At 64.2% G+C, this 1951-nt stretch carries 2 protein-coding genes; both read right to left on the reverse strand.

Annotated features, from left to right (window positions below):
* Positions 1-1326 (reverse strand): ATP-binding protein (locus C6W91_RS04000; RefSeq protein WP_370570451.1); only part of this gene is annotated, 1326 nt, incomplete at its 3' end.
* On the reverse strand, positions 1326-1951 hold a 626-nt coding region (locus C6W91_RS04005; protein ID WP_370570450.1), incomplete at its 5' end, for a winged helix-turn-helix domain-containing protein. The genes C6W91_RS04000 and C6W91_RS04005, both read right to left, overlap by 1 nt.

Below are 1951 nucleotides of genomic sequence, written 5' to 3' on the forward strand. Positions count from 1 at the left end.
GCTGAGGGTGATGTCGCCGCCATGCGCCTGGATGATCGTCCGCGCAATCGACAGGCCCAGCCCATGCCCCCCGGTTTCCAGCGATCGCGACGCCTCAAGCCGGTAGAACGGATCAAAGACTTTCTCGGCCTCGTCCTCCGGAATGCCGGGGCCGTTGTCGTCAACCGTCAGGACAACAGTATCGCCCACGCGCTGCCAGCCCACCGAGGCGCCCCCGCCATAGCGATTGGCGTTTTCGATAAGATTGCGCAGCGCCCGCCGGATGGCATTGGGCCGCAAGCGCGCCTTTGTGTCAGGCCCGGCGCCAAGATCGAAACCGCCAGGTATGTCGGAGCGCAAGGCCGAGAGAAAATCATGCAGTTCTATGGTTTCAGGGCGTTCGGATCCGGTCAGCCCTCGGGCAAAGGTCAGCGTTGCATCGACCATGCCTTGCATTTCCTGTACCGAGACCACAAGGCTGTCGCGGGTTTCCTCATCATCGACCATCTCCGCGCGCACCCGCAGAGCGGTCAGCGGTGAGCGCAGGTCGTGCCCCAAAGCGGCAAGCATCCGCGTGCGATCCCCCACAAAGCGAGTCAGGCGGTCCTGCATCCGGTTGAAAGCACGGGTAAGATCGCGCACCTCGCTTGGGCCTGCGACGGGCAGTTCGGCCACATCTTCGCCGCGTCCAAGACTGTCGGCCGCACGGGCCAGCCGCCTGAGGGGGCCAGTCAGGCGCGCCATCACGAACCAGATCACCACGACCAGCAATACCGCCGCCGACAGGGCGAAGGTCAGCATCGAATAGAGCGGCCACTGGATCGGAGGCCGTTCAAAACGGGTGCCCACGTTCAGCCATTGACCGCCACGGATCGCGATAGAGAGGTTCATCTCCACCGCCGTCAGCTCACCCCGCATCATCGCCATATGCATGTCGGTCATTTCCGGCGACAGGTTGGGCAGCGGCATCAGCTGCCCTTCGATCTGGTGCAACTCGACGCGGATATCCCGGCTGAAACTGTCATCCAGCAAGGTCCGGATACGGGCTTCGACAAGGCCGCCGTCAGAATGATCCATGTGCTGGACCGACGCTATATCCGCCATTTCGAAACGCACCAGCGGCGAGTTCGCGGCCCGCAGGATCGAAGCATGCAGGTCGCGAGGCGCTTCCTCGATCAGCCGCGCCACGTTTGCCGCGCGCCCGGCGGCTTCAAAGCCAAGCGCGGCGCGGATCGCAAGGCTGCGCTCATCCGCGAACAAGAACAGGCTGACCAGTTGCGCCGCGACCAGTGCCGCAACGACCAGCAGGGTCAACTGCACCCGCAGCGACATCCGGCGGCGCGATATCACGCTTCCTCCTCCACATCCGTGGCCAGGCAGTACCCGCCGTTGCGCACCGTCTTGATGATCCGGGGGCGCAGGACATCGGGCTCGATCTTGCGTCGCAGGCGGCTGATCTGGTTGTCGATGGTGCGATCCAGAGGACCGGCGGTCCGCCCGGCCGTGAGATCAAGCAGTTGATCGCGGCTCAGCACCATGCGCGCCCGTTCCAGCAGGACCACAAGCAGCCGGAATTCCGAACTGGTCAGCGGGATTTCATCTGCGTTGTCATCAATGAGGATCTGCCGGTCGGTGTCGAGCACCAGATGTTCGAACCGCACCCTGTGCCCCGCCAGCCGCCCGGCCAGAGGGTCCTGCCGCCTGCTCCGCCGCAGGACCGACTTGATCCGGGCCAGCAACTCGCGCGGGTTGAATGGCTTTGCTAGGTAATCATCTGCGCCGATCTCAAGACCGGCGATACGGTCGCCCTCTTTGCCAAGCGCGGTCAGCATGATGACTGGTACGGTGCCGTCATCGGCCAGCCTCCGACAGGCCGACAGGCCGTCTTCACCGGGCATCATCACGTCCAGCACGACAAGATCGAAATGCCCCGCCGCAAGCTGCACGTCCATATCGGCGGCGTCCTTGGCCG

Origin of the sequence: Phaeobacter sp. SYSU ZJ3003 (genome assembly GCF_041300735.1) — a bacterium.
GTDB lineage: Bacteria > Pseudomonadota > Alphaproteobacteria > Rhodobacterales > Rhodobacteraceae > Phycobacter > Phycobacter gallaeciensis_A.